Raw genomic sequence first — 21,313 nt, 5'->3', positions numbered from 1 at the left:
CCCGATTCGCCCCTCCCTAATCGGGGCATCGGCGGTCAAACTGGCGATGTGCACCCTCTCATCGAAGTGCCCGCGCTGGACCGGCTGCTCCGGCGGCAGACGCCCGTGGTCCTGCTGGACGTCCGATGGCATCTGGCGGGACCGCCGGGGATCGAGTCCTACCGCAGGGGGCACCTGCCCGGCGCCGTGTTCGTCGACCTCGACCGCGACGTGGCCGGCCCGCCCGGCCCCCGCGGCCGGCATCCCCTTCCCGAACCCGTCGTCTTCGAGGCCGCCATGCGCCGCGCCGGCGTCTCGGCGGACAGCATGGTCGTCGCCTACGACGACGCCGACTCCACGTCCGCGGCGCGGGTCTGGTGGTCGCTGCGCTACTTCGGGCACGACCGGGTCCGCGTCCTGGACGGCGGCTACCGCGCCTGGACGGAGGCGGGCCTCCCGGTGACCACCGCGGAGCCGGAGCCCAAACCGGGCGACTACATCGCCAACCCGGGCCGGCTGCCCGTCCTGGACGCCGAGGGCGCCGCCGAACTGGCGACGGCGGGGGTGCTGCTGGACGCCCGCGCCGCCGAGCGCTACCGCGGCGAGCAGGAGCCCGTGGACCCGGTCGCGGGGCACATCCCGGGCGCCCGCAACGCCCCCACGTCCGGCAACGTCGGGGTGGACGGCCGGTTCCTGCCCCCCGAACTGCTCCGCGAGCGGTTCGCGCAGCTCGGCGCCACGGACGCCCTCGACGTGGGCGCCTACTGCGGGTCCGGCGTCACCGCAGCCCACGAGATCCTCGCCCTCACCCTCGCCGGGATCCCCGCCGCCCTCTACGTCGGGTCCTGGTCGAACTGGGTGACCGACCCGTCCAACCCGATCGCCACCGGCGAGAACTGACCGGCCCGCCCGGCGTCAGCCCGCGCCCATCGCGAGGAACCCGGCCGTCGCCGGCGCCCGGGGGATCGCGGCCAGGGCGCGGGCGGGGCTCAGGCCGGCCGCGAGGGAGGCGTGGAAGGCCGCCATGAACGCGGGGGTCGCCTCGTCGCGGACCGGGGTGACGCTGGCGATCACCGTGGCGGTGCCGAGCGCGAGCAGGGCGCCCGCCATGCCGAGGACGGCGTCGCCCCCGTCCGCGCGGCCGATGTCGCAGGCGGACAGGACGACCAGGCGCGGCGGCGCGGCCAGCTCGTCGAGGTCGTGGACCAGCAGCGGGCCGTCGGCGAGGCGCAGGCGGGAGAACAGGGCGTTCCCCTCGCGGAACTCGCCGTGGGCGGCGATGTGGGCCAGCGCCGCGCCGTCGAGGGCGTCCCGGACGGTCTCCGCCCGCGCGCCGTCGCCGTCCAGGACGACCGCCTCCGGGTGAAGGCGGTGCAGCGAGGCGATCTCCTCGCCGGCGTGGTGGAGGTCCGGGCCCGCCACGAGGACGGTGTGCCCGCCCGACGGCGCGCGCGTGCGGGCGTGCAGCCACGCGCCGGCGGACGGGACGATCGCGTGCGGGCGTCCGGCCAGCGAGGGGAGCACCGCCCACGGCAGGCCGTGGAGGGCGCCGGTCGGGGCGATGACCAGCTCCCGGTCGCCGAGGACGGGACGCGGCGGGGCGAGCAGGAGCCGGTCGAGGCGTCCGGCGGTGGCGGTGAGGGCGGACAGCGCCGCGGTGTCGTCCCGCTCGGCGAGGCGGCGGGCGGCGAAGCGCAGCAGGCCGATCTCGCGGAGGGCCTCCTCGCACGGCCCGAGGTGGTGGCGGCGCGGCCGGCCGTCGGCGACGGTGACGGCGTGCAGCTCGCCGCCGATGTCGACCAGCTCGACCAGGGCGCGGTCGCCGAGCGCCGCGGCGATCTCGGTGGCCGCCCCCGAGCGCGGCGGGGACGCGCCGGACGGCCGGCGCCGCGTCCGGGCGCGGATCGCCGCCTCCAGCTCGGCCATCCGGGCCGGCGGCGCGGACGGGAGGCCGCCGCGGGCCGTGTCGGCCGTGTGGTCGACGCTGAGGGAGCGCAGCGCGGCCAGCGCGGCGGCGCGCTCGGGGTCCCGCGGCGGCCGGACCCGGACCGGGCGCGCGATCGCCCGCCGCCGCTCCTCCACCGCGAGCAGCTCCCGCGCCGAGCCGGCGAGGCGGAGGCCGAACCCGGCCAGCTCGGCGGCGCATCCCGCCGCGCGGGCGCGCAGGTCGAGCGCGTCGAGCACCTCCGCGTGCTCCTCGGTCACCTCCAGGCCGTTCCTGACCGCCGCCACCGCGCCGCTGTGGTCGTCGCGCGCCGCGCGTTCGAGGGCCAGCGCGTGCCAGGCGGCGATCCGGGCGGGCGCTGGGCCGCGGGACCGTCCGACGGAGGTGAGCAGATGCCCCGCCGGACGTCCCAGCGACAGCGCCACACGCGCGGCGACGATCCGGGCCTCGTCGGCGGCGTCGGACCAGCCGCCGCCTTCCAGCCGGTCGGCCACGGCCACGGCGGAGCGGAGCAGGACGGCGGAACGCTCACCGCACGCCCACCGGGCCTTGAGCAGCAGATGCTCGGCCAGGAGCATCCATCCGGTGCGCTCCTGCTCGGCGAACGTCGTGCGGGCCTGTTCGGCCGCTTCCGTGGCCCGTTCGGCGTTGCCGTCGGCCAGCTCGGCGTGCGCGAGGAGCAGGAAGCCGTCCGCGACGTCGCATCCGTAGCCGTGCTCGATGGCCGCGTCCAGGGCGGCGGTCAGGACGGGGCGGGCCTCGCCCGGCAGGCCGGCCATGATGAGCGTCTCGGCCTGGTCGAACCGGCACTGCGCGAGGCGTTCGCCGGTCAGGCCGGGTTCGGCCTCGGCGAACAGGTCGAGCGCGCGCGGGACGTCCCCGCGCCGCGACGCCACGAACGCGAGGTTCCCCTTCGACATGGCCGTCTGGTGGCGCAGCCCCGCCGCCTCCCCGACGGCGACGGCTTCCACCAGCGCCTCCTCCGCACCGACGTGGTCACCGCGGAACGCCCGCGCCAGACCCAGATTGGTCAGCAACCCGTTGAGCGCGGCGGGGTCGCGTCCCTCGCGGAGGCGGGGCAGGGCGCCGGCCGCGACGTCGTGCGCCTCGTCCAGCCGTCCGGCCCGCGCCAGCGCGCACGCCTTGTTCGCGGCGAGGCGATCCGCGTCGAGACCGCGCAGGGCGGTCTCCGCACGGGACGCGTTGGCCAACGCCTCGGTGACGTCCCCGCGTGCGGTAAGCAGGCCGACCAGGTTCATCCGCACCTGAGCCGCCGCATACGGGTCGGACCCGGACGCCAGTTCCAGAGCACGATGCAGGAAGGCGAGCCCTTCTTCCAGCCTCCCCAGTTCCTTGGCCGCCAGCCCGGCCACCCGCAAGGCGAGGATTCCGCCGCCGCTCTCAAGGAGGGTCTTCGCCCGCGCGAAGGCCGCCGCCGGGTCCATGGCGGCCATCCGCAGGAGCGCGCGCTCGTCCCGGCCTGTCACAGCCGGACCCAGCTCGTGACGACCGATGCCCCGCCGTCCAGCCGGAAGACCAGGCTGACCAGCCCGGACGGGACGCGCGGCAGGCAGAACAGCCCGCCCGGCTCGGCGCGCGCGGTGAGCGCGCCCGCCGTCAGGTCGCGGTGCCGGACCTGGACCAGCGCCGCCGCGGGCGGGACGAGCCGCCCGGTGATCTCGCGGTGCCGTCCGTCCCGCGTCACCTCGATCTCCACCGTGCGGTCCGGGCACGCGAACGTCAGCGTGCGGCCCGCGCCGCCTCGGACCCCGGCCGCCGCGCGCCCGCCCCGGTCGAGGGCCAGCTCCGCGAGCGCCGCGGACGGCGTCCGCCACGCGATCGACGCGCGAGCCGCCGCCAGGACGTCCGCGGGCACCGGGTCGAGGATCTCGAAGGCGTCCCGTACCTGCGCCATGAGCTCGTCGTCGTTCACGGGACGAGCCTCCGCAGCGCCTCCACGCAGCGCGCCCGTGTCGGCCCGACGCTGCCGAGGGGGATGCCGAGGGCGGCGGCCAGCTCGGCGTGCGTCGGCGCGAGCGCGAACAGCCGCAGCAGCGTGCGGCACCGCCGCGGCAGCGCCTCCAGCGCCGCGCCGACCAGGCCGAGCCGCTCGCGCGCCGCGACGACCCGGTCGGGGCCGGGCTCGGGCGCGCGCGGCGCGGGTACCGCCGGCAGCTCCCGGCCGCGCCGGCGCAGCAGCCGCAGGCACTCGTTGCGCGCGGTCGTGGCCAGCCAGCACGCCGTAGCGGCGGGCTCGCGCAGGCCGTCGATCCGCTCCACCAGCCGCAGCCAGGTGGTCTGCACCACGTCGCCCGAATCGGCGTCGTTCAACCCGTGCGAGCGGGCGATCGACCACAACAGCCCGCTGTGCCGCTCGACCAGCCGGGCCCACGCGTCACCGTCGCCGTCGCGTGCCCGGACCACCAGCTCGTCCGTACCGTCCCTGTGGGCCACCGAAGTCTCCTCCCGAGGCCCCCCGCTCCTCGTTCACCCTAGGGCATCGGACACTGACGAAGCGTGAACTTCGGTGCCGAGATCCGCGCGAACCCGATGCCGCGCCGGATCGAGGACGCGATCGGCCGCCGCGGCGGCGTCGATGCCCTCCACCGCGGCGAGACGGGCGATCCGCCCGGCCACGACCGGCGCCGCGAACGAGGTGCCGCTCCAGGTCGCGTAGCCGTCGAACCGGTCCGGGTCGATCCCGCCCTCGGCCGTCCGCCGTCCGTCGAACCGCACGAAGGTGCTGGCCACCCCGACGCCCTGCGCGCACGCGTCCACCCACCAGCCGTAGTTGGAGAACCAGGCCCGGTCGGCGTCGTCCAGCGCGGCGACGGCGATGACCGGTTTCATGGCGGCGGGCCAGAACGGGCGGTCCGTCGCCGCGTTCCCCGCGCACGCCACGACCACCGTGCGGCGGCCGAGCGCGGCGACCGCCTGCGCCAGCACGGGCGACGGCCGGTCGTCATAGGTGTGGCAGCCGAGCGAGATGTTGACGACGTCGGCGCGCTTCCGCTCGGCGAGCCATTCCAGCGCCCGGATCACGTCGAGTTCGTCGCCGACCCCGTCACCGCCGATGACGCGCCGGGCCCACAGCTCGGCGGACGGGGCCTGCGACAGGACGACGCCCGCGATGAACGTGCCGTGCCCCGCCTGCGCGTCGAGGTCGAAGTCCAGGTCGGCGTCCAGGACCTCCGCCACCTCGGCGCGCTGCTCGCGGTACCACTCGGTCTCCGCGTACCAGGGATGCGGCGCCAGGCCGGTGTCGAGGATCGCGACGGTCACGTCCCGCCGTGCCGCGACCGCCTCGGGGGCGGGCACGGGCGGTGCCGGACGGGGCCGGTCCGCGGGCCCGCTCCACCACATCGGCTGCCCGAGGACGAGATGGTTCGGCGAGGCGCTCAGCCGGCGGTGCCGTCCACCGGAGCCGAGCGCGGACGCGAGCTCGCACACGTCCACCTTGGCCGGGGGACGCAGCCGCAGCCGGGTGGTGCCGCGGCCGTCGTGCCGCGAGTCGCACCATCGGCGGACCAGGTCCTCGGCGGCCGCGGCGTCCCGCCCGGCGACCAGGATCTCGTCGCGGCGGATCAGCGCCGGCCGTCCCGGCAGCGGTTCCACCACGACCGCGTCCGCGTGCCGCGCGAGCATCCGGTCCAGCCGTGCCTGCTGGTCGAACATTGAGTCCCTGCCTTCCCCGGACCGTCCCTGCGCCCATGGTGCCGGATCGGCGACGGTGCGTGACAAGGGATCAACCGAAAGTATTCAGTTGCGGTCGCGCGAAAGATGAGGTCGCCTTGTGCGCTTTGCGCCCGCGGCCGGCCCGCGAAGGCCTACCCTTGTCGCGCGAGCCGGGTGAACGGCGAGCATCCCGTGATCAAGTGTTCGACAAACAGCGAATCCACGGTGGTGCGACACGGGCCGATGATGCACAATGAGGGACGCGGACGCCGACTTGGGACGTACGAGGCCGTAGGGGAAGACGAGCCTCGGTACAGATCCAGGAGGTCCGGTGACCGCACGTGGCGTCTTCTACGTCCACTCCGCGCCACCTGCGCTGAGCCCGCACATCGAGTGGGCCGCCGCAGGTGTCCTTGGGGTGCCCGTTTCCCTTGAGTGGGCCGATCAGCCTGCGGCGCCGGGAACGCTCCGCGCCGAGCTTCATTGGGAGGGACGGCCCGGCACCGCCGCGGGCATCACCTCCGCGCTGCGGAACTGGAAACTGGTGCGGTTCGAGGCGACCGAGGACCCGACGCCCGGCACCGACGGCGTCCGCTTCAGCTTCACCCCGTCGCTCGGGGTGTTCACCGGGGTCATCGGGGCCAACGGCGACATCATGGTCCCCGAGGACCGGCTCCGCGCCGTGATGGCCAACGCCGCCGTCGGCAAGACCAGCCTGGAGAGCGAGCTCGACCGCCTGCTCGGCACCCCGTGGGACAACGAGCTGGAGCCCTTCCGCAGGGCGGGCGACGGCGCGCCCGTCCGCTGGCTCCACGCTGCTGTGTGACCGTCCGCCCGCGCGGCCGGAAGCCGCCGGCGTGGAGCATGCCCGTCCCGCAACTCGCACGCTTCGCCCCCGGGCGGCGCCCACCCGCGGTCACGGCGCCCACCCGCGGTCACGGCGCCCGCCGGTGGTCTCGGCGTGCGGCGGTGGTCATGGCGCCCGCCGGTGGTCGCGGCGCGGCGGCGGACGCGAAACGGCCCGGTGAGCCGAGAGGCTCACCGGGCCGTCGCCGTACGGGGGATCAGAGGGCGCGCTGGAAGGCCACCGACACGTTGTGGCCGCCGAACCCGAACGAGTTGTTCAGCGCCGCGGCGGGGCCGTCCGGCAGCTTGCGCGGCTCGTCGCGCGCGATGTCCAGGTCGACGTCGTCGTCGAGGTCCTCCAGGTTGGCGACGAACGGGACGATGCCGTCCCGCAGCGCCAGCACCGTGAAGATCGACTCCAGCGCGCCGGCGCCGCCGAGCAGGTGCCCGGTCATCGACTTGGTCGCGGTGATGACCACCTGCCGGGCCGCGTCCTCGCCGAGCCCCGCCTTGATCGACGCGAGCTCCGCGACGTCGCCGGCCGGGGTCGAGGTGGCGTGGGCGTTGATGTGCACGAGGTCGGCGGGCTCCAGCCCGGCGTCCTTGAGCGCCCGCTGCATCGCCTTGGCCTGCCCCGCGCCGGACGGGTCGGGCAGCACGATGTCGTAGGCGTCGCCGGAGTAGCCGCAGCCCGCCGCGATGCCGTGGATCTGGGCGCCGCGTGCGCGCGCGTGCTCCTCCGACTCCAGGATCATGACCGCGGAGCCCTCGCCGAGCACGAACCCGTCGCGGTTCTTGTCGTAGGGCCGGGACGCCCGCGCGGGCTCCTCGTTGCGGGTCGACATCGCGCGCATCGCGCCGAACGAGGCCATCTGCAGCGGGTGTATGCACGACTCGGTGCCGCCGCAGATCACCACGTCCGCGCGGCCGGCGCGGATCATGTCGATGGCGTAGCCGACCGCCTCGCCGCTGGACGCGCAGGCGCTGACCAGGGCGTGCGAGCCGGCCATCGCGCCGAACTCGATGCCGACGTGCCCGGACGCTCCGTTCGGCATCAGCATCGGGACGGTGAAGGGCGAGACCCGCGACCAGCCCTTCTCCCGGAAGACGTCGTAGCTGTTCAGGGCGGTGTGCAGGCCGCCGATGCCGCTGGAGAACACGACGCCGAGGCGCTCGCCGTCCACGGTGAAGCCGCCGTCCACGCCGGCCCGGTCCATGCCCTTCTGCGGCTTGCCGCCGGTCGGCGGGGCGAACCCGGCGGCGTTCCACGCCTCGCGGGCGGCGATCAGCGCGATCGCCTGGTTGCGGTCGAGCCGCCGCAGGTTCTGCCGCGGCATCACCTCGGACGGGTCGACCTTGAGCGTCGCGGCGAAGCGGACCGGCAGGTCCTCGACGCCCTCCCAGTCCAGCGGGCGGATGCCGGACTCTCCGGCGAGCAGGGCGGACCAGGTCGACGGGAGGTCTCCGCCGAGTGGCGTCGTTGCACCGAGACCCGTCACGACGACTCTGGTCTGGCTCTTGCTCATGGTGGGCTCTCCTTGCGGACTGTGAGGGGGGAGGGTCGGGCGCGCCGCCTCCCGGGCGGGCGGCGCGCCGTCCCCGCGGCTCAGCTCTGGAGGTTCTGGACGAAGTTGACGACGTCCTTGACCGTCTTCAGGTTGCGCAGCTCGTCGTCGGGGATCTCGACGCCGAACTGGTCCTGCGCGGCGACGGCGATCTCCACCATCGACAGCGAGTCGATGTCGAGATCGTCGATGAAGTTCTTCTCCGGGGTGACCTCGGACTTGTCGATGCCGACGATCTCGTCGATGATCTCGGCGAGGCCGTCCAGGATCTGCTGTTCGGTGGCGACGTCTGCCATGGTTCCGCTTTCTCCTTCGGTGGGTTGGTCCAGAGCCTGCGAGCAGGCGTGACGGCCTACGGGATCTGGATGACTTGGGCAGCGTAGGACAGCCCGGCGCCGAACCCGACCAGCAGGGCCGGGGCGCCGGACGGCACGTCGCCGCGTTCGATCATGCGGGACAGGGCGAGCGGGATGGAGGCGCCCGAGGTGTTCCCGGACTGCACGATGTCGTCGGCCACGACGGCGTTGGTGGCCTTCACCTTGCGGGCGATCGCCTCGATGATCCGCAGGTTGGCCTGGTGCGGGACGACGGCGGCGAGGTCGGCGGGCGTGATCCCGGCGCGCTCGCACGCCTCCGCCGCGATCGGCGCGATGGCGGTGGTGGCCCAGCGGAACACCGCCTGGCCCTCCTGCCGGATGAACGAGTTGCGGTCCTCGATGATGATCTTGTCGTACTTGTCGCCGGCGCTGCCCCACACGACCGGTCCGATGCCGGGCGTCTCGCTGCCCGCCACGACCGCCGCGCCGGCCCCGTCCGCGAAGATGATGCAGGTGGACCGGTCGGTCCAGTCGATCCACTGGGACATCTTCTCCGAGCCGATGACCAGCACGTTGCGGGCGCTCCCGGCGCGGACGGCGGCGCTGGCGGTGGCGAGGGAGTAGCAGAAGCCGGCGCAGGCGGCGTTCAGGTCGAAGGCGCCCGGCGCGTCGATGCCGAGCCGGTGCGCGACCTGCGCGGCGTGGCCCGGCATCGGCGACTCCGCGGAGCAGGTCGCGAGGATGACCAGGTCGATGTCGGACGGGTCGAGGCCGCTGTTGGCGAGGGCCTTGCCGCCCGCGTGCACGCCGAGCTCGACGATGCCCTCGTCGTCGCCGGCGATGCGGCGCTCGGCGATGCCGACGCGGGTGCGGATCCACTCGTCGTCGGTGTCGACCGTCTCGGCGAGCTCGTCGTTGGTGACGATCCGGGCGGGCCGGTAGTCGCCGAAGGCCAGGATGCGGGCGCCGGGCGCGGCCTCGGGGATGCGCAGTGCGGCGGTCATGACGCGTGCGCCTTGATCAGCTCGCGGGCCTTGTCCAGGTCCGCGGGGGTCTTGAGGGCGACCAGCTCGACGCCCTTCAGCTCGCGGCGGGCGAGGCCGGTGAGCGTCCCGGCGGGCGGCAGCTCGATGATCGCGGTGACGCCGAGGTCGCGCATCGTCGCCATGCACGCGTCCCAGCGGACGGGGGCGCTGACCTGGTCGACGAGCCGGGCGAGGAAGTCGCGTCCGGACGTGACGACGGCGCCGTCGCGGTTCTGCAGCAGCGTCGCCCGGGGGTCGGCGACGGGCGCGCCGGGCGCGAGCCGGGCGAGGGTGCCGACGGCGGGCTCCATGTGCTCGGTGTGGAACGCGCCCGCGACCTGCAGCGGCCGGAGCCGGGCCTTGGCGGGCGGCTCGTCGGCGAACCGTGCGAGCCGCTCCAGCGTTCCGGCGGCGACGACCTGGCCCGCGCCGTTGACGTTGGCGGGGGTGAGCCCGTGCTTGTCGATGGAGGCGAGGACCTCCTCGGTGTCGCCGCCGAGGACGGCGGTCATGCCGGTCTCGGTGACGGCGGCGGCCTCGGCCATCGCCCGCCCCCGCTCCCGGACGAGGACCAGCGCGGCCTCGGGGGTCAGCACCCCGGCGATGGCGGCGGCGGCCAGCTCGCCCACGCTGTGCCCGGCGACCGCGTCCGGGACGGCGTCCTCGTACAGCACCTCGCAGGCGGCGAGCGCGGCGGCGACCAGCAGCGGCTGCGCCACCGCGGTGTCGCGGATCTCCTCGGCGTCCGCGGTCGTCCCGTAGCGGGCCAGGTCGAGACCCGTGACGGCCGACCACCAGGCGAGACGGTCGGCGACTCCGGGTATCTCTAGCCATGGCTGCAGGAAGCCGGGGGTCTGGGCGCCCTGGCCGGGCGATGCGAGGAGTATCACAGCGACCAGCCTGCCGTGATCGTCCCTTCCGCCACGATGCGGATCGCGACCAACTTTGGTCAGGGCGGTTTGTACGACCTCTACAAGCCGCGCTGGTCAGGCGTACCGGCCGGTTCAGCGGGCCTGGAAGCGTCCGAGGGCCAGGGCGATGCGCAGGGTGAAGGCGTTGCGGCCGTCGGTGGGGGCCAGGCCGGTCAGCTCGGTGACGCGGCGCAGCCGGTACCGGACGGTGTTGGGGTGGACGAACAGCAGCCGCGCGGTCGCCTCCAGCGACGACCCCTGTTCGAGGTAGGTGGTGAGCGTGTCGAGGAGCGGGGCGCCGGCGGCGAGCATCGGGTTGTAGACGTCCTCCACGAGGTGGCGGCGCGCCTCGGCGTCGCCGTCCAGGGCGCGCTCGGGGAGGAGCTCGGCGGCCTGGACGGGGCGGGGCGCGTCCGGCCAGCCGGCGGCGGCGCGCAGGCCGGCGACGGCCGCGCGCGCGGAGCGGGTGGAGTCGTAGAGGTCGGCGACCTGCGGGCCGACGACGACGGGCCCGGGGCCGCATTTGGCGGCGATCGGCCGCGCGGCCTCCATGGGGTCGGTGTCGCCGCCCACGATGACGATGACCCGGTGCCCCTGGACGCCGGCCAGGACGTCGGAGCGGGCGCGGCGGGCGGCCAGCTGCATCTGGTCGATGGTGACCTCGGGCTCCTCGTCCTCCGGGGTCATCCCCGCTATGACGGTGACGGGCTTGGAGGTCCAGCCGAGCGCGGCGGCCCAGGAGTGCATGCCGTCGTCGACCTCGCCGCGCAGCACGGCGTTGACGACGAGGGCCTCCAGCCGCGCGTCCCAGGCGGCGCGCGTCTCGGCGGCGCGCGCGTACACCTGGGCGGCGCCGAACGCCACGTCCCGCGTGTAGCGCAGGATGGCCTCGCGCAGCTGGGCCTCGCCGCCGGGCGCGGCGAGCTCGTCCAGCCGGGTCTCCACCACGTCGATGATGACGCGGATCATGTCGATGGTGTGCTGGAGCTTGACCGAGCGCAGCAGCTCGCGGGGCGCGGTGCCGAACACCTCGCCGGCGATGGCGGGCCGGGACCGCTCGGCGCTCTTGAACCACTCCACGAACGCGGCGATGCCGGCCTGGGCGACGAGGCCGATCCAGGACCGCTGGTCGGCGGGCATGCGCCGGAACCAGGGGAGCTGCTCTTCCATCCGGCTCAGCGCCGCCGTGCCGAACGTCCCCATGGCCTTCTCCAGGCGCTGGGTGGTCTGCTCGCGGATCTCGGCCTCGTTCGCGGTGTTCACCTCCCCAGAGTGCCACCACCCCGGCGGTGGCCCGCCCGAAAGCATGCATCGTGTCCCCGATCACCCGGGCGTCAGCCCGGCGTCACCCCGGTGGGACGTCCGAGCGCGATGGCGGTGAGGTTGCGCAGGGAGACCGACCCCGGGGCGAGGTAGTCGCTGTGCCCGCCGGGCCCCGCGTCGAAGACCCGCGCGCCGAAGGAGGGGGAGACCGGGTCGGGTCCGAGTCCCAGTCCGAAGATGCGGACGTGGGGGACGTCCTCCATCCAGTCAGTGGCGCCGCGCCCCGCCCAGACGCGGGCGGTGGCGCCCAGCGCGAACGCCGACCAGGTGGTCGTTCCGGGACTGCCGTACAGGGCGATGTCGGTGACCTGGCGCCAGGCGGCGTTGTCTGGGCCGTCCGAGGCAGCCTTACCGCAGACGACCGAGCCGTAGCTGTGGCACAGCAGGCCCACGCTCGCGCGGGGGTTGACGCTGCGGACGCCCGTCATGAAGTGGCGCAGCCGGACGGCGCCCTCGGCGGCCTTCTCGTCGGTGAGGACGTCGCTGCTGAACGTCTTGGGCGCCGGGTAGCCGAGCCAGGCGACGACGGCCAGCCCCGGGTCCGGCGACACGGAGCGGGCCTGTGCGTAGACGGCGCGTGCGCCTCCGCCCGGAGTCGACCACGGCTTGCCGCCGCGCCGGTCGAACGTGGACAGCGTGGTGTCTGCGCCTGGGACGAGGATCGCGACGCGCCGCGCCCTGGTGATGTCGCCGATGACCTCGATGGCGCGCCCGCCGCCGCGCGGGTCGAAGTAGAGGAAACGGCGTCCGGGCTGGAGGAAGTCGCCGAGCGCCTTCCTGCGGTCGGCGTCGCCGACCTCCTGCGCGGTCTTGAGCGCCTGCTCGATGGAGCGGCGCTCGGCCGCGAACCGGACGTCCAGCGTCGACGGCGACAGCTTGGGGACGGCGACCGGCGGGGCGTAGGGGTCGGCGTGCCCGGTTCCCGCGGTCGTCAGCATCACCACGCCGATGGACGCGGCGCAGGCCACGGCCCTTCGGAGACGTCGGGTGCGCGGCCTCCGGGAACGGGGTGGCCGGGGAAGCGGTCGTCGAGAAGGCGGCGAGGTCGTCGTGAGGAGCGGCGGCATTGTCGCCTTTCTACCAGTCCCGGGACACCTCCCCAGACGGGACGCCTCGGACGTCCGCCCAAGGCGGCCACGAGCCCGAGGAGGGCGAGCACGCCGGCGAACACCGCCAGCCAGGGGAGTCGCGCCAAGATCCATTCTGGCCGTCCGGGGCTGCCGTGCAGGCCGTTCACGGGTCCGAGCGTCAGGAGCGCGCCGACGGTGACGGTCATGAGCGCGGTCTGGTGCCAGAGGAAGATCGTCATCGCGGAGCGGTTGGCCGCCGAGACCACCGACCGGGCGCCGGCGTGGCGCGTCCACCGGGTCAGCGGCCCGTGGAGAAGCACCGCGAGTCCCGTCTGGGCGAGCCCGAACGCGACCGCCGCGAGCGTGGGCGGGCTGAGGTTGGACACGGCGGCGCCGGGGACGCCGACCATGCTCGCCGGGTATCCGGCGAGCAGGACGAGCAGGGCGGTCGCCGTGCCGCCCCCGGCCAGCAGGACGAGCCCGGCCCGGCGCGAGCGCAGCGCCCCGTCCGCCCACCCGATGCCGAGGTAGAACGGCACGAGCCAGGCGGTGAGGACGGTGGCCCAGCCCGTCCAGCCGGGAGCGCCGAGGGCGAAGCGGCCGAGGTCGATCGCGGCGGTCGCGCCCGTGAGGAGCACCGCGCCCCAGAGCCCCAGCCGGTTCCAGGCCGCGGCGACCAGCGGGGTGAGGGACGTCAGCGCCACGTACACGCAGAGGAACCAGAGCGGGCTCAGCACGAGCTTGATCAGCGCCCGGACGCTGTCCGCCGGGAACCCGGCCCACGACAGGGCCGCGGCGACCGGGACCCACGCGAGCACCAGGACGGGAAGGGGGCGCGCGAGCCGCACCAGGCGCCGTCGCAGGCGGGGCGTCCACGGCTCGCCGTGACGCAGTCCGCGCGCGGCCGAGTAGCCGCCGACGAAGAAGAACACGGCGAGCGTCTGGAGGACCCAGGAGAGAGGAGCCAGCTCCGGCATCGCCTTCAGCGGGCTGGTGACGCGCAGGTGGTGGGCCGGGCCGTCCGCGACGAACGCGGTGACCAGCCAGTGGCCGAGCACGACGCCGAGGATCGCCAGGGCGCGCAGGGCGTCCACGGCGCGGTCCCGCCCTTGCGGCTCAGACACGGGTGACCTCCGCGTCCCGCCCGAGGGCGATCAGGGCGAGGTTGCGCAGCGCGAGGGAACCGGGCTTGAGGTAGCCGCTGTGCGGGCCGGTCCCGGCGTCGAAGCGCAGCGCGCCGAAGTCGCGGGAGACGGGATCGGGGCCGAACCCGACACCGGCGAAGCCGACGTTCGGGACGTACCGCATCCAGTCGCCCTTGCTCCGTCCCGCCCAGACGCGCGCGGGCGTCCCGAGGCCGGCCGCGTGCCCGGCGCCGGTGCCGGGGCTGCCGAACAGCGCGATCTCGTCCACCGGCAGGGGCGCGAGCCGCCGCGCGGCCTTCCCGCACACGACGGTGCCGTAGCTGTGGCAGAGCAGGGCGAACCGGGCGTGCGCGTTCATGCGGTGCACGCCGGCGAGGAGCCGTCCGAGGTCGCGGGCGCCATGCTGGGCGCGCCCGCTCGTCAGGACGGCGGTGCTCCGCGTCGAGGGCGAGCCGTAGCCGAGCCAGGCGATCACCGCGATCCGTGCGCGCGGTGCGTCGGCGCGGGCCTGCCGGTAGAGGGCACGGCTGCCACCGCCGACGAACTTGGGCGAGTCGAAGTTGCTCAGCGAGTTGTCCGCGCCGGGGATCACGACCGCGATCCGCTCGGCGTGCTCCAGGTCGCCCAGGACCTCGACCGCCCGCCCGGCGCCTCGCGCGTCGAACGACAGGAACCGCCGGCCCGGCGCCAGGAGGGCGGAGAGCGCCCGCGCCCGCTCCGGGTCATCGAAGTGCCGCGCCATGCCGAGGGCGCGCGTGATGTCCCGCGCGGTGGCCTGGTAGCGGGCGTCCAGCGTGGACGCCGACAGCGCGGGCACCGGAGACGGAGGCGCGTAGACATCGGCGCGGCCCGCCGCGCCGGCCGTCGAACCGGCCGCGGCCAGCACCGCGACGACGGCGACGGTCTTGCGGACGCTGGGCATCCGGGGCGTCCTTCCTGGTCAGCGAGTGGGGCACTGATCAGGAAGGTAGGGATCGGAGGCTGTAGCGCAGATCAACCGGCGGAGCGGTCTTCAGGGTGCGACCTGGGGGCGACGAGGTGCGACCTTGGAGTGACGAAGGGCGCCCCGGGCATCAGTCACCCGGCCGGACCAGCCCCACCTCGTACGCGTAGACGATCGCCTGCGGGCGGTCGCGCAGCCCGAGTTTCATCAGGATGCGCCCGAAATGCGTCTTGACCGTCTGCTCGGCGACCACCAGCCGCTCGGCGATCTCGCCGTTGGACAGCCCCCGCGCCACCAGGGCGAGGACCTCGGTCTCCCGCTCGGTCAGCTCGTCCAGCCGCTTGCGGGACGGCGCCCGCGGCGCGCCCAGCCGGGAGAACTCCGCGATCAGCCGCCTCGTGATCGACGGGGACAGCAGCGCGTCGCCCGCCGCGACGACCCGCACCGCGTCCGCCAGCTCCGTCGCGGACGCGTCCTTCAGCAGGAAACCGCTCGCCCCGGCCCGCAGCGCCTCGTAGACGTAGTCGTCCAGGTCGAACGTCGTCAGCATGAGGACCTTCGGGGCGCCGTCCGCGGCGCCCGCGAGCAGCCGCCGGGTCGCCTCCAGGCCGTCCATCACCGGCATCCGGACGTCCATCAGCACCACGTCGGGCCGCAGCTCGGCGACGCGGCGCAGCCCCTCCTCGCCGTTGCCGGCCTCGCCGGCGACCTCGATGTCGGGCTGGGCGTTCAGCAGCACACCGAACCCGGTCCGCACCATCCCCTGGTCGTCGACGATCACGACCCGGATGGTCACGTCGCCTCCCGCGCCTTCACCGGCAGCGTCGCGGTCACGGCGAATCCTCCCTCGGGGGTGGGGCGGGCGGTCAGCTCGCCGCCCAGCGCGGCGGCCCGCTCCCGCATCCCGACCAGCCCGTGGCCGCCGCCCGGAAGGGGGGAGCCGGCGTCCTGGCCGTCGCCGGGCGGGCCGTTGACGACGCCGAGCCACACTAGACCGTCGTCGCGGGACACCTCGACGTCCACTCGGGAACCGGGCGCGTGGCGCATGGCGTTGCTCAGCGCCTCCTGCAGGATCCGGTAGGCGGTGAGGCCCACGCCCGGTGGAAGCCCGCCCAGGTCACCGCTGAACCGCGTCTCCACGCGCAGGCCCGCACCGCGCGCGTTGGCGACCAGTTCGTCGATCCTTTCCAGGCTCGGCTGCGGCGCTGTCTCGGCGCCGTCCTCGGCGCGGAGGACGCCGAGGATGCGGCGCAGCTCCGTCAGCGCGTCCAGCGCCGTCGCGCGGATCTCCGCGAGATCCCGGCGCGTCTCGTCCGGGACGGCCTCCACCTTGTACGGCGCCGCCTCCGCCTGGATCGCGATCATCGACATGTGGTGCGCGACGACGTCGTGCAGTTCCCGCGCGATGCGCTGCCGCTCGGTCAGCACGGCCTCGGCGTCCAGGTGCCGCCGCTCCTGCTCGGCCAGCTCGCGCCGCGCCGTCTGCCGCACCCGGACGGCGTAGCCGATGGTCAGCGGCAGCAGGAGCAGCACCGACGCGGCGGGCCCGGTCTCCGGGTCCTTGAGCCACACCCCCGCGAACGAGATGATCCCGACGCCGAGCGTGATGTCGCGGGAGCAGCGGACCGCGACCGTGTACACGCACACGATCGCCACGAACGTGCCCGCCGGGACGTACGGGACCGTCAGCCAGCCGTCGACGTTGATCAGCGCCATCGCAAGGAAGCTCAGCCGCCACGCGCCGAGCGGATGCCGGTCCCGCAGCGCGAGCGGCGCCGTCACCGCGATCGCGATGAACAGCTTCGTCCCGTCGGACACGATGATGCCGCGCCGCAGGGTCTCGGTCGTCAGCAGGGACACCGTCCCGGCGATGAGCCCGACCGTGAGCGCGAGCCCGACCAGGTTCGTGACGATGCCGTAGGGGAGCCGCCCCACACCGATGTAGCGCGTCCAGCGCAGAAGGAGGGGCCACGGCCGGTTCAGCGGGGCCGGGTCCGCTCGCCCGGTGAGCGCGGCGGCCAGGAGCACGTCCCGCAGCACGCTCCGCAGCGTGAGGTTCTCCCCGGCCATGACCCCAGGCTAGAGAAGCGCGACCCCGCCCGGATGCCACCGCGGTAGGACGAGCCGGGTCATACCTGGGTACGGTGCGAGGCGTGGAGCCCGTCGAAGCGCTGCGCCGCATCGCGTTCCTGCTGGAGCGCGCCCATGAGCCGACCTATCGAGTCCGGGCGTTCCGCGGCGCCGCGGACCTCGTCGAGCGGACGTCCCCCGATGAGTTGGCCGGCCGCGCCCGCGACGGGACGCTGACCGCCCTGCCCGGCATCGGCAAGGTGACCGCCCTGGTGATCGCGGAGGCGCTGCGCGGCGAGACCCCCGTCTACCTGCGGCGCCTGGAGGCCACCGAGGGCGACCCGCTGGACGAGACGACGGCCGCGCTCCGCGCCGCGCTGAAGGGCGACCTGCACACCCACAGCGACTGGTCGGACGGCGGGTCCCCGATCCAGGAGATGGCCGAGACCGCCCGCTCCCTCGGCCACGAGTACCTCGCGCTCACCGACCACTCGCCCCGCCTCACGGTCGCCAACGGCCTGTCGGCCGACCGCCTCCGCCGCCAGCTCGACAAGGTCGCCGAGCTCAACGAGGAGCTCGCGCCCTTCCGCGTCCTCACCGGCATCGAGGTCGACATCCTGGAGGACGGCACCCTCGACCAGGACCCCGACCTGCTCGAACGCCTGGACGTCGTCGTCGCGAGCGTCCACTCCAAGCTCCGCATGGACCGCGTCGCGATGACCAAGCGGATGGTCGCCGCGATCGCGAACCCGCGCGTGAACGTCCTCGGCCACTGCACCGGGCGGATCGTCAAAGCCGGCGGCAAGCGCGGCGGCCTGCGGCCGGAGTCGGAGTTCGACGCCGCCCTCGTCTTCGACGCCTGCGCCGCCTACGACGTCGCCGTCGAGATCAACTCCCGCCCGGAGCGCCTCGACCCGCCGAAGCGCCTGCTGCGCCTCGCCGTCGAGGCGGGCTGCCGGTTCTCCATCGACTCCGACGCCCACGCGCCCGGGCAGCTCGACTGGCAGCCCTTCGGCTGCGAGCGAGCCGCCCGGTGCGGCGTCCCCGAATCGCAGATCGTCAACACGCTCCCGGCCGACGCCCTGCTCGCCTGGACACGCGCGAAGCTCTGAGCCTGATCGACGGTCCGGGCGAGGGTCACCGGGGCAGGGACTCGACGGCCTCGGTGACGATAAGTAGGCACGGCGGCTCCGGCGCGCTGCTCGGCCGAGACCTGCGTGGTCGTTCATTGGTGGGGTCGCTAGGGTTCGTGCAACACCCTGATCCACGCCTGGCTTCGCGTTTCCTTGACATGCACATCGACGCGACGGAAGCTCTCTGAATCGACGGCCTCGCTGGGCTGAACGACTTCGCGGTAGAACCAATCCGACGTGATGAGCCCCAAAGGCGCCGGCGGCGACGTGGCGACGGCCTCCTTGAGCTCGGACGCTTCGAGTATGCGGAAGGCGTGGTTCAGGGAACTGCCGGCGACGCCGTGCTGATCGGCATGGACCTCGCCCGCATGCAATGCCACGCGTAGCCGGATTTCTTGCGCGGACGGATGTACCTGATTGTGCTTGATCAGTTCTCGGGAGAGGGTCTCCGGGAGACGTTCTACGAAGAACGACTTCGGGACTTCCGGCGGGGCCAGGATCAAGACCCCGTCTCCCCGGTCTTCGATGTAACAGCTGTCCCACGGGATGCCCGCTTTTACGAAGGCATCGTGAAGCGCCCGGTACGTCTCGGTCCGCAGCAGGCTTCGATCATGGCTGGTGCGGCGGCGGGAGCTGAATCCGACGACATCAGCGATCACGATCGTACGGTGTACAGTCGGCAGGGAAGTGTGCGAGTCGCTTGGGGATGCATCACGCGGAGCGCCCTCATGGCCCACCCGCTCGTAGGTGATCTGGCCCACTAGTTGCAGGGCGTCGCGGACGCCTGAGGTATCTCCGATGCGCTCGTACAGACCCACCGCGCGGCGAGCGTGCCCCACAGCCTCGGGGTACTGGCGTCTCAAGTGATGGATCTCGGCGAGGTCATAGGCGGTGTTGGCCTGGCCGTTGAGGTCGTCGAGGTCTCGGTAGAGGTCATGCGCTCTGGCGAGATGGTCGATTGCCTCCCGGTCGTGGTCGATACGGCTGTAAGCGCGGCTGAGAAGCCGGTGCGATGCAGCCTGCGCAGCCAGGTCGTCGAATTGTTCCGCCAAGGCGAGGGCTGTGCGCTGGCAGTCGAGCATGAGCGTCCAGTGACCTCGCACGTCCAGGAAGGGGGCGAGTACCCAGGCCAGTTGCCAGGCGTGCCGTTCGAGCCCAGCCTGGGAGGCGCATTCGATAATGCTCGCCAGGCCTGAGACCTCGACACTGAACCAGCCCATCGCTTGGTCGTAGTCCTCGATCGTATCGACAAGGACGTCCACGGCTGGCGGCGCTGTGACGATGGGCTCCCGGCGCGGGTTGAGGAGCCTGGCCGCCTCGGTTCCCGCCTGGAGGTAGTAGTCCACGACCCGGCGGATCGCCTCCTGCGTGACCTCCTGACTCTCGGTCTGCGCCGCGAGCTCGGCCGCGTAATCATGGAGAAGATCGTGTGATCGGTAGCGAAGCGGGACCGGCTCGTCCAGCATGCCCGCGGTGACGAGCTCGTCGAGCGAGTCCCGCGCCTCCCGCAGGTTCAGGCCCGTCAGCGCGATCGCCGCGCCGAGCCCGATGTTGGGGCTGGGATGCACGCCCAGCAGTCTGAACACCGCTGCTGCCCGAGTGGAAAGCTCACCGTAGGACTGGTTGAACACCGTCCGGAGGCTCAGGGCGCCGTCACTGAGGCTCAGCACGTCCAGCCGGTCAGTGGCGTCGACCAGTTCCCCGGCCAACTCGCCGAGCGGGCGCCTGGGATGGCGGGTCGCGCGGGCCGCGACGACGGCCATGGCCAACGGCAGCCCTGCACAGAAGCGGACCAGCGTCGCGGCCGCTTCGGGGTCGGCGGCGACCCGGTCCCGGCCGAGCCGCCGTGCCAGGAACTCCTTCGCCTCCTCCATGCTCAGCGTCCCGAGGGGCAACACCTGGGCGCCGTCACGCACCACCAGTTCGTCCAGTGGGCCGCGGCTGGTCACCAGTGCCGCGCACCCCGGGCCTGCCGGGATCAGCGGCCGTACTTGATCGATGGAGACCGCGTCATCAAGAAGTATGAGGACTCGTCGATCGTGCAGCAGGGAGCGGTAGAGCGACGTCATCGTGTCGAGGTCGCCAGGGACGTCGTCCGGTCGCACGCCGAAAGCGTGCAAGAAGCGGCGCATCGTTTCGGTCGGCTCGGCCGGAGAGCCGGAACGGGCGCCCCCGAGGTTCGCGAAGAGGATCCCGTCGGGGAACCTGTCGCGGACGCGGTGCGCCCAATGGACGGCCGTGGCCGTCTTCCCGACGCCCGCGAGCCCTGAGATCAGCTGGATTCGCGGGCCGGCCGTTTCTTTCGACGCATCGGGGAGCAAGGCGTCAAGCATTGCCAGCGCATAGTCACGTCCGACATAGTCGGAGATGTTGGGCGGAAGCTGAATGGGGATCGGCAGCCGGGCCGGGCCGGTCTGCGGATCGGATTCCCGGCGCCGCAGGGTGACCGTGACGAAACCCTGATTTTGGACCACGGTCGGCTCTGGTGCACGCACGGAACGGCAATCTTTCAACGCCGACGGGATGCCGCTGCCTTCGCCCTCTACGAGCCGTATCCAGGACAGTACGTGCGCCAACCTAAAATTGCGCTTGATGGAGTGGCTCTCCAGGGCCGACAGCGAATACTCGACACCGTCCTTAAGGCTGCGGCCGAGCCACTCACCAGGGCTGGTGACCTCCAGGCGTTCGGGGAACAGCCGCACGTGAACGCATCTATTGGCGGCCGTGTAGTCGCGGTGTGCCAGCGCATTGGCGATGGTCTCCCGCACCGCCACCATGGGGAAGTGATAGAGGTCAGTGGTCTGAGCCTGGCCGGCGGTCGGCGCCTCCCCCGCGCGAACGTGTTCGGCCACGAACATGTAGGCGCCAAGGATCTGCTCGATCACTGTCCCTGTGACGGTCAGCGGCTCCCGGTCGGCGGCACGGTCGGGGCCGTGGTAGCGCGTGCACATGACCACTGCGGTGGGGCTGGTTCCGGTCGGGTCCTCGGAGAAGAGCAGCGCCCCGGCGTGGGTCAGGTGTGAGTGCGTGTTTGAGAAGGATCTTGTTATAGGTATTCGAGGGGGCGCCGGCGTTGACGGACGGCGGGCTGCCCGCCGCGGGCCATGCGGCGGGTCATGAGGCCGATGGCGGCCCAGCGGATCATGGCTTCGCTGGTGGCGGGGTCGCGTTCGTAGTCGCGGGCCAGCCGCCGGTGCGCGGTCAACCACGCCAGAGTCCGCTCTACCGCCCACCGTCTGGGCAGTACGGCGAACCCTTTCTGATCAGCGGGTTTGCGGACGATGTCGATGGTGGTGCGGAGGGTCTGGGCGGACCAGCCGACCAGCCGTCCGGCGAAACCGGCGTCGGCGAACACAAACCGGCAGG

At 73.5% G+C, this 21,313-nt stretch carries 19 protein-coding genes; 3 read left to right on the top strand and 16 right to left on the bottom strand.

The genetic code is table 11. The features are described 5' to 3' along the window. The first annotated feature begins 48 nt into the window (after nucleotides 1-48). Nucleotides 49-879: a sulfurtransferase gene (locus tag BM339_RS40745; protein ID WP_075024319.1), complete on the top strand. Its 831-nt coding sequence runs from the start codon at nucleotides 49-51 to the stop codon at nucleotides 877-879. A gap of 15 nt (nucleotides 880-894) precedes the next feature. On the opposite strand, the gene BM339_RS40740 is transcribed toward BM339_RS40745, so the two are convergent. From BM339_RS40740 to BM339_RS40725, 4 genes are read right to left on the bottom strand one after another with little or no spacing between them, the layout of a single operon-like run. Next, nucleotides 895-3,411 (bottom strand): CHAT domain-containing protein, encoded by a 2,517-nt coding sequence (locus BM339_RS40740; protein ID WP_256255763.1) that lies wholly within the window; start codon nucleotides 3,409-3,411, stop codon nucleotides 895-897. Beyond that, nucleotides 3,408-3,857: a hypothetical protein gene (locus BM339_RS40735; RefSeq protein WP_083598454.1), complete on the bottom strand. Its 450-nt coding sequence runs from the start codon at nucleotides 3,855-3,857 to the stop codon at nucleotides 3,408-3,410. Before BM339_RS40735 ends, BM339_RS40740 begins: the two co-directional genes overlap by 4 nt. Continuing rightward, the gene (locus BM339_RS40730) at nucleotides 3,854-4,378 is read right to left on the bottom strand and encodes an RNA polymerase sigma factor (RefSeq protein WP_111829738.1); all 525 of its coding nucleotides are present in this window, start codon (nucleotides 4,376-4,378) and stop codon (nucleotides 3,854-3,856) included. Before BM339_RS40730 ends, BM339_RS40735 begins: the two co-directional genes overlap by 4 nt. A 33-nt stretch (nucleotides 4,379-4,411) precedes the next feature. Then, entirely contained in the window at nucleotides 4,412-5,599 is a 1,188-nt protein-coding gene (locus BM339_RS40725) for a S8 family peptidase (protein WP_244938394.1), read from the bottom strand. A gap of 331 nt (nucleotides 5,600-5,930) precedes the next feature. Between BM339_RS40725 and BM339_RS40720 the strand changes: the two genes are divergently transcribed. Beyond that, nucleotides 5,931-6,425 (top strand): DUF3145 domain-containing protein, encoded by a 495-nt coding sequence (locus BM339_RS40720; RefSeq protein WP_075024318.1) that lies wholly within the window; start codon nucleotides 5,931-5,933, stop codon nucleotides 6,423-6,425. Nucleotides 6,426-6,663: 238 nt separating this feature from the next. On the opposite strand, the gene BM339_RS40715 is transcribed toward BM339_RS40720, so the two are convergent. The 10 genes from BM339_RS40715 to BM339_RS40670 form a co-directional block, all read right to left on the bottom strand. After that, on the bottom strand, nucleotides 6,664-7,971 hold the full coding sequence (locus BM339_RS40715; RefSeq protein ID WP_021599353.1) for a beta-ketoacyl-[acyl-carrier-protein] synthase family protein: 1,308 nt from the start codon (nucleotides 7,969-7,971) through the stop codon (nucleotides 6,664-6,666). A gap of 80 nt (nucleotides 7,972-8,051) precedes the next feature. Further along, nucleotides 8,052-8,306, bottom strand: a complete 255-nt coding sequence (locus BM339_RS40710) for an acyl carrier protein (RefSeq protein WP_021599354.1) — start codon at nucleotides 8,304-8,306, stop codon at nucleotides 8,052-8,054. 56 nt (nucleotides 8,307-8,362) lie between these two features. After that, nucleotides 8,363-9,331 (bottom strand): beta-ketoacyl-ACP synthase III, encoded by a 969-nt coding sequence (locus tag BM339_RS40705; protein WP_021599355.1) that lies wholly within the window; start codon nucleotides 9,329-9,331, stop codon nucleotides 8,363-8,365. Beyond that, nucleotides 9,328-10,242: an ACP S-malonyltransferase gene (locus tag BM339_RS40700; protein ID WP_021599356.1), complete on the bottom strand. Its 915-nt coding sequence runs from the start codon at nucleotides 10,240-10,242 to the stop codon at nucleotides 9,328-9,330. Before BM339_RS40700 ends, BM339_RS40705 begins: the two co-directional genes overlap by 4 nt. A gap of 114 nt (nucleotides 10,243-10,356) precedes the next feature. Then, entirely contained in the window at nucleotides 10,357-11,526 is a 1,170-nt protein-coding gene (locus BM339_RS40695) for a PucR family transcriptional regulator (protein WP_024936643.1), read from the bottom strand. Between the two features lie 71 nt (nucleotides 11,527-11,597). Next, nucleotides 11,598-12,524, bottom strand: coding sequence for an alpha/beta hydrolase (locus BM339_RS40690; RefSeq protein ID WP_075024383.1), 927 nt, complete (start codon nucleotides 12,522-12,524; stop codon nucleotides 11,598-11,600). Beyond that, the gene (locus tag BM339_RS40685; RefSeq protein ID WP_256255761.1) at nucleotides 12,524-13,780 is read right to left on the bottom strand and encodes an acyltransferase family protein; all 1,257 of its coding nucleotides are present in this window, start codon (nucleotides 13,778-13,780) and stop codon (nucleotides 12,524-12,526) included. The genes BM339_RS40690 and BM339_RS40685 overlap by 1 nt, the downstream gene beginning before the upstream one ends. Then, complete coding sequence (locus tag BM339_RS40680) at nucleotides 13,773-14,723, bottom strand: alpha/beta hydrolase (protein ID WP_075024316.1); 951 nt, start codon at nucleotides 14,721-14,723, stop codon at nucleotides 13,773-13,775. Before BM339_RS40680 ends, BM339_RS40685 begins: the two co-directional genes overlap by 8 nt. A gap of 151 nt (nucleotides 14,724-14,874) precedes the next feature. Further along, the gene (locus tag BM339_RS40675; protein WP_021597627.1) at nucleotides 14,875-15,540 is read right to left on the bottom strand and encodes a response regulator; all 666 of its coding nucleotides are present in this window, start codon (nucleotides 15,538-15,540) and stop codon (nucleotides 14,875-14,877) included. Further along, entirely contained in the window at nucleotides 15,537-16,814 is a 1,278-nt protein-coding gene (locus tag BM339_RS40670) for a sensor histidine kinase (protein WP_021597628.1), read from the bottom strand. Before BM339_RS40670 ends, BM339_RS40675 begins: the two co-directional genes overlap by 4 nt. 83 nt (nucleotides 16,815-16,897) lie before the next feature. On the opposite strand from BM339_RS40670, the gene BM339_RS40665 reads away from it, so the two are divergent. Next, nucleotides 16,898-17,926, top strand: coding sequence for a PHP domain-containing protein (locus tag BM339_RS40665; protein ID WP_075024315.1), 1,029 nt, complete (start codon nucleotides 16,898-16,900; stop codon nucleotides 17,924-17,926). Between the two features lie 128 nt (nucleotides 17,927-18,054). Here BM339_RS40665 and BM339_RS40660 read toward each other — a convergent pair whose 3' ends face one another. Both BM339_RS40660 and BM339_RS52895 read right to left on the bottom strand, forming a co-directional pair. Continuing rightward, nucleotides 18,055-20,898, bottom strand: coding sequence for an ATP-binding protein (locus BM339_RS40660; RefSeq protein WP_143118796.1), 2,844 nt, complete (start codon nucleotides 20,896-20,898; stop codon nucleotides 18,055-18,057). Nucleotides 20,899-20,993: 95 nt separating this feature from the next. Continuing rightward, a partial coding sequence (locus BM339_RS52895) for a transposase (protein ID WP_143118795.1) occupies nucleotides 20,994-21,313 on the bottom strand: 320 nt, incomplete at its 5' end.

The sequence above is a fragment of the Actinomadura madurae genome, from assembly GCF_900115095.1.
Lineage (GTDB): Bacteria > Actinomycetota > Actinomycetes > Streptosporangiales > Streptosporangiaceae > Spirillospora > Spirillospora madurae.
Note: the sequence above shows the minus strand (reverse complement) of the source record. Positions and strands in the feature narration are given on the sequence as shown.

Excerpts from the sequence above, each read along its gene's own strand:
- BM339_RS40725 (WP_244938394.1), bottom strand. The coding sequence starts at position 5,599 with ATGTTCGACCAGCAGGCACGGCTGGACCGGATGCTCGCGCGGCACGCG.
- BM339_RS40715 (WP_021599353.1), bottom strand. The coding sequence starts at position 7,971 with ATGAGCAAGAGCCAGACCAGAGTCGTCGTGACGGGTCTCGGTGCAACG.
- BM339_RS40710 (WP_021599354.1), bottom strand. The coding sequence starts at position 8,306 with ATGGCAGACGTCGCCACCGAACAGCAGATCCTGGACGGCCTCGCCGAG.
- BM339_RS40705 (WP_021599355.1), bottom strand. The coding sequence starts at position 9,331 with ATGACCGCCGCACTGCGCATCCCCGAGGCCGCGCCCGGCGCCCGCATC.
- BM339_RS40690 (WP_075024383.1), bottom strand. The coding sequence starts at position 12,524 with ATGCTGACGACCGCGGGAACCGGGCACGCCGACCCCTACGCCCCGCCG.
- BM339_RS40680 (WP_075024316.1), bottom strand. The coding sequence starts at position 14,723 with ATGCCCAGCGTCCGCAAGACCGTCGCCGTCGTCGCGGTGCTGGCCGCG.
- BM339_RS40670 (WP_021597628.1), bottom strand. The coding sequence starts at position 16,814 with ATGGCCGGGGAGAACCTCACGCTGCGGAGCGTGCTGCGGGACGTGCTC.
- BM339_RS40660 (WP_143118796.1), bottom strand. The coding sequence starts at position 20,898 with ATGTGCACGCGCTACCACGGCCCCGACCGTGCCGCCGACCGGGAGCCG.